The organism is Streptomyces anatolicus, assembly GCF_019400875.1.
In the GTDB taxonomy this organism is placed as follows: Bacteria; Actinomycetota; Actinomycetes; order Streptomycetales; family Streptomycetaceae; genus Streptomyces; species Streptomyces anatolicus.
The window spans coordinates 1-4894 of sequence record NZ_WMBF01000474.1 but is presented as its reverse complement, the minus strand read 5'-3'; the positions used below and the strand labels follow the sequence as shown (position 1 = coordinate 4894).

5 protein-coding genes are annotated in these 4894 nt (G+C 71.4%); 1 reads left to right on the top strand and 4 read right to left on the bottom strand.

The genetic code is table 11. The features are described from left to right. Positions 1–591: 591 nt before the first annotated feature. The 4 genes from GKQ77_RS27710 to GKQ77_RS27695 all read right to left on the bottom strand — a co-directional run bounded on the left by GKQ77_RS27710 (position 592) and on the right by GKQ77_RS27695 (position 3296). Entirely contained in the window at positions 592–750 is a 159-nt protein-coding gene (locus GKQ77_RS27710) for a DUF6760 family protein (protein ID WP_164551842.1), read from the bottom strand. Beyond that, positions 747–1193, bottom strand: a complete 447-nt coding sequence (locus tag GKQ77_RS27705) for a hypothetical protein (protein WP_219691661.1) — start codon at positions 1191–1193, stop codon at positions 747–749. Before GKQ77_RS27705 ends, GKQ77_RS27710 begins: the two co-directional genes overlap by 4 nt. Further along, a complete protein-coding gene (locus GKQ77_RS27700; protein WP_125515614.1) occupies positions 1193–1636 on the bottom strand; it encodes a phage tail protein in 444 nt (147 codons plus the stop codon). The genes GKQ77_RS27705 and GKQ77_RS27700 overlap by 1 nt, the downstream gene beginning before the upstream one ends. Positions 1637–1697: 61 nt before the next feature. After that, entirely contained in the window at positions 1698–3296 is a 1599-nt protein-coding gene (locus tag GKQ77_RS27695; protein ID WP_219691660.1) for a phage tail sheath family protein, read from the bottom strand. 491 nt (positions 3297–3787) lie between these two features. Between GKQ77_RS27695 and GKQ77_RS27690 the strand changes: the two genes are divergently transcribed. Continuing rightward, positions 3788–4894, top strand: a 1107-nt coding sequence (locus tag GKQ77_RS27690; RefSeq protein ID WP_219691659.1) for an AfsR/SARP family transcriptional regulator, incomplete at its 3' end; no start/stop codon positions are given.

The following is a 4894-nucleotide window of genomic DNA, read 5'->3' as shown; positions in this document are numbered from 1 at the left end:
GTCGTACGGGGTGGGGCGCCTCGGCGGCCGGAGCGGCGTCAGGCGTTCCGGCACCCTGCCGTGCGGCCCTGCTTCCCTCGGGGTCGCTCCGGACAGAGCCGCCGACCGGCGACGCCTCCGAGACACCCCCAGCATCCGCCTCGCCCGCCAACTCCCCACCCGTCAAAGCCCGCACAGGCAGACTCAACGAGGGCAGCTCAAGGCTCCCCGGCCGCCCGGCCACGGGTGTGAGGACGTCACGGAGCAGCCCGCCAGGAGCGGAGGCCTCCACCGCGTGACCCAACTGCCCACCCAGCGAGGGGTCCTGATGCGTGGCGAGCAGCGCGCCAAAGCCTTGCTCGGCAACCGTACGAGGCGCCGCGAGCACACGCTGGACCGGCGGCACGGAAACCCAGCCACGGCCCCGTACGCCTGACACAGCCTCAGCACGCGAGTCGGCACCGGCACCGAGGTCAGCCCCGCGAGACGCCTCCACGGCGCCACGCCCCCGCCGCCACCCGAACAAGCCCATCACTTACCTCGACTCACCAACCAACGACGCCCAACATTCCTACGCCCAACAGGCACCCGCGCCCGCACCCGCACCGCCCCTCACTGCCCGGCCTCCGCCCGCTCCACCAGCCTCGCCGTCCGCGCCACGTACGCGCGCCGGTCCGCGTGTTCGAGGTCGAGGATGTCGTCCATGCCCCAGTGGAAGTGGTAGGCGAGGTAAGCGACTTCCTCCTCGATGCGGTCGGCCGCGTACGTCACGATTCCCCCAGGCGGCTCCCGGCCAGCTCCACCTCGAAGGACTCCGCGCAGTGCGGGCACGCCACGGCCGCCCGCGTGTGCCCCTCCGCGTTGATCTGCCGGTAGAAGTCCTGGAGGAAGGCGAGGTCGGAGGCGAACATGTTCTCCACCGTGCCGTCGTGGACGGAGCCGAGCGTGCCGAGCCGGGTGATGACCCGGCCGAGCAGGACCACCGAGAGATACGCGGGGTTCTCGCGCACGCGCACATCCCGCAGCGGGACCAGCTCGTCGCGCGCCGTCGCCAGCCGCATCGCACCGGCGCGGTGCACGGTCCCGGACTCGTCCACGAAACCACGCGGCAACTCGAACTCGAACTCCGTGCGCAGGGGTTCACGGGCCCCCGCCACCCCACCCGGGGCGGACGCCGCCCCGGGTGCCACTCCTGCCGGCCCTTCGCGCCGCATTATTCGATGACCAGCTCTTCGAAGACGATGGTGACCTGCTCGGTCAGCGCGGCCGCGTCGCCCGCCTTGACCCCGCTGGTCTCCACCTTGCTGCACCAGGCGTTGCGCAGGTTGTACCGCTTCACCGGGTTGTTCTGGTAGTCCATCATCATGATCGTGGCGTTCTTGCGCGCGGAACCCATGTCGCCCGCGATGGACTTGTTGATCCACTCGCTGAAGACGGGGCTCTGCGTCATGCCGCGCGTGACCGTGCACTCGCCGGCCTTCTTCACGCCGGGCATCTTCTTTACGACGGGCTTCCCGTCCGCCGACACCTGCTGGTACTCGATGACGTCCTGCTCCATCGACAGGCCGCTGACCTCCTGCAGATACTCGACCATGACGCCGTCGATCTGCAGGCCGAAATTGTGTGTGGTGAGGGCGTCACCGGGCTGAAGGGACAAGGGAGTTCACTCCTGTAGCGGTTCTAGTGGGCGGTGCTCTACGTACGTACGCGCGGGCGGTCTACTCCTCCAGCTCGCCGCCCCCGCCGGAGAACTGCGCGAGCCGGAACACCACGAACTCGGCGGGCTTGACCGGCGCGATGCCGATCTCGCAGACGACCCGGCCGAGGTCGACCGACTCGACGGGGTTGGTCTCCGCGTCGCACTTCACGTAGAACGCGTCCTCGGGGCGCGAGCCGAACAGCGCGCCCGAACGCCACTCGTTGACCAGGAACGCCGAGACGTTGCGGCGGATGCGCGCCCACAGCGCCTGGTCGTTTGGCTCGAACACCACCCACTGGGTGCCGATCAGGATCGACTCCTCCAGGTAGTTGAAGTAGCGGCGCACGTTCAGATAGCGCCAGGCCGGGTCCGACGCCATCGTGCGCGCGCCCCACACCCGGATGCCGCGGCCCGGGAAGGCGCGGATGCAGTTGACGCCGACCGGGTTGAGCAGGTCCTGCTCGCCCCGGGTGATCTGCAGCTCCAGGTCGACCGCGCCGCGCACGATCTCGTTGGCGGGCGCCTTGTGCACGCCGCGCTCGGAGTCGTTGCGCGCCCAGACGCCCGCCATGTGACCGGACGGCGGCACGACCACCGACTGGCCGGTCGCCGGGTCGAAGGACTTGATCCACGGGTAGTAGAGAGCCGCGTAACGGGAGTCGTAGCCCGCCAACTCCTGTCGCCACTGCCGCACCTGACGCGCATTCAGTGACGGCGGCGGGTCGATGATGGCCATCCGGTCGCCCATCAGCTCGCAGTGGGCGATCAGCCCGAGCTGGACGGCCTTGACCTGCTCCTCGTCGATGAGCCCCTGCTGGTAGGCGGCCATCAGGTCGGGCACCGCCACCATGTTGACCTCGTCCAGCGCCTCCAGGCCGCCGAACCCGGTGCGGTCGGCGGAGTCGCCGATGAACTGGGCGGTCTCCACGCGGGGCGCGGCCTCGCTCGGCGCGGCCGTCGCGGGTACGGCGGCGGGCGCGGGCGGCGCGAGCGTGACGGACTGCGCCTCGGGCTTGGCCAACTGGCCGCCCGCCGAGGCCTCTTCGAGCACGATGGTCTTGGAGCGCTGCTTGACCTGGGTGACGACGTAGTTCCGCGCGGTTTTCTTCGCGCTCACGTCGAAGCTCTCGACGACCTTCTCGCCGTCCTTGACGATCAGCTTGAAGCGGTCCGCCGTGCTCTCGCCCTCGCCGTCCTGCACCTCGACGGTGAGCGCGCCGCCGTTGCCGGTGCCCGCGGTGATCGCCGACACCGTGAAGGCGCCGAGCGCCACGGGCTCGCCCGCGGTCAGCTCCTTGGGCGCCTGCGCGGGGGCCGCGGCCTGCTGCCGGGAGTCGGTGCCTTCGACGGTGTCGGTGCCGCCGACTCGTACGACGTACGCGGCGGAACCGCCGTTGTTGAAGAAGCCGTAGACGGAGTGCGCCAGGTAGTACCCGTCCGTGAACTCGCCGAACGCCGCCACGTACTGGGACCAGTTGGTCACCAGCGTCGGCTCGTTCAGCGGCCCGCGCGGCGCCAGACCGACGAAGGCCGCCACGGATGTGCCGACGCCCTCGATGGGGCGCGAACCGCTGGCCACTTCTTCGATGTAGACACCGGGGGACAGATACGTGGGCATGGGGCCTGGCTCTCTTCCTGGACGCGAGGAAAAACTGGAGGGGAGGACGGGAGTAGAACGATGTCTCAGGCGCGGGCCGGTGCGTAGAGACAAACGGACGTCAACGAGGGCAGATGCCGCTGCCCGTTCGGCCGCCGGGCCGGACTCCGGGGCGGGAGCGGGCGCGGTCGTGCGGACCGGGGCGGCGGGAGGCCGTCGACGGGGCAGCGGGCGTTGCCCGTCCGGACACGCGCGCAGGCGCGGGGAGGGGCCGGGACCGGGACGCGTTCCCTCCGGCCACCGCTTACGGCCGAATGTGCGTGGACTCTGGCGCATATGCCACGCACCACGTCTCAGCGGCGTCAATACCTGGTCAACAAGGTGGCGCAAGTGCACTGGGTGCGTCAGCAGGACGGTGCGATTGTCGTAACGTTTGGTGCGGATGGTCCTCTGCGGCCAGTACGAACGGGCACATTCGCGGGGCGTCACGGGGCAAGGGGTGCGGGCTGACGATGCGGGGCGACGCGGACGGCGGTCCGGGCCGGTACGGCGAGTCGGGCCGGGAAGGTGAGCGGGGTGCCGGCCGGGGCGGCTCCGGCGAGGCGCTGTGGTTCCAGGTCCTCGGGCCGGTGCGGGCCCTGCGCGACGGGAAACCGCTGAAGCTCGGCTCACCGCAACAGCGCGCGACCCTCGCCGTACTGCTGCTGCACGACGGGCGACCCGTCTCCACGTCGGAGCTGGTGGACGCGCTGTGGGGCGAGGAACCTCCGCCGCGCGCGGTGGGCACGCTGCGTACGTACGTCTCCCGGCTGCGTTCCCTGCTCGAACCGGACCGGCGTTCCCGCGAACCCGCCCGGCTCCTCGTGTCCGCGGGCGACGGCTACGCGCTGCGGGTGCCGCGCGCCGCCCTGGACGCGTGCGAGCTGGAGGACCGGGTGGCCGCGGCGCGGCGCATGCGTGCCGCCGGGCAACACGCTGAGGCCCACGCCGAGTTGACGGCGGCGTTGGCGCTGTCGGACGGCACCCCGCTGGCCGGTCTGCCGGGCCCCTACGCCGGACGCCAGCGCGACCGGCTCACCGAACTGTCCGTCACCGCCCAGGAGGAACTCTTCGCCTGCGCCCTCGAACTGGGCTGCCACGGCGAGACGACCGCCCCCCTGCGCGCCTTCGCCGCCGAACACCCTTTGCGCGAGCCCGCGCAGGCCCTGCTGATGCTGGCCCTGCACCGCGCGGGCCGACAGGCGGACGCGCTCGCGGTGTACGAGGCCACGCGCCGCACGCTCGTGGCGGAACTCGGCGTCGACCCGGGCCGGGAACTCGCCGCGCTGCACGAGGGGCTGCTCAAGGGCACCCCGCCGCTGCCTTCCGTCGGCCCCGGTGCTCACTTGTCGGACGCCCACTTGTCAGGCATCCGGTCCGCAGATGTCCGGTCAGCTGATGCCCGGTCAGCTGATGTCCGGTCCGCAGATGTCCGGCTCTCCGACGCCCGCTGGCCACACGCCCGCTCCTCAGGCAACCAGGCACCCGACGAGCAGACCTCGGACAGCTGGACCTCGGGCAGCTGGGCCTCGGCCAGCCGATCCTCGGCCAGCCGATCCCCAGGCAGCCCGGCCCCCGGC

What these genes read in the sequence shown, in the direction of transcription:
- GKQ77_RS27705 (WP_219691661.1), bottom strand. Translation starts at nt 1,193, where the DNA reads ATGCGGCGCGAAGGGCCGGCAGGAGTGGCACCCGGGGCGGCGTCCGCC.
- GKQ77_RS27695 (WP_219691660.1), bottom strand. Translation starts at nt 3,296, where the DNA reads ATGCCCACGTATCTGTCCCCCGGTGTCTACATCGAAGAAGTGGCCAGC.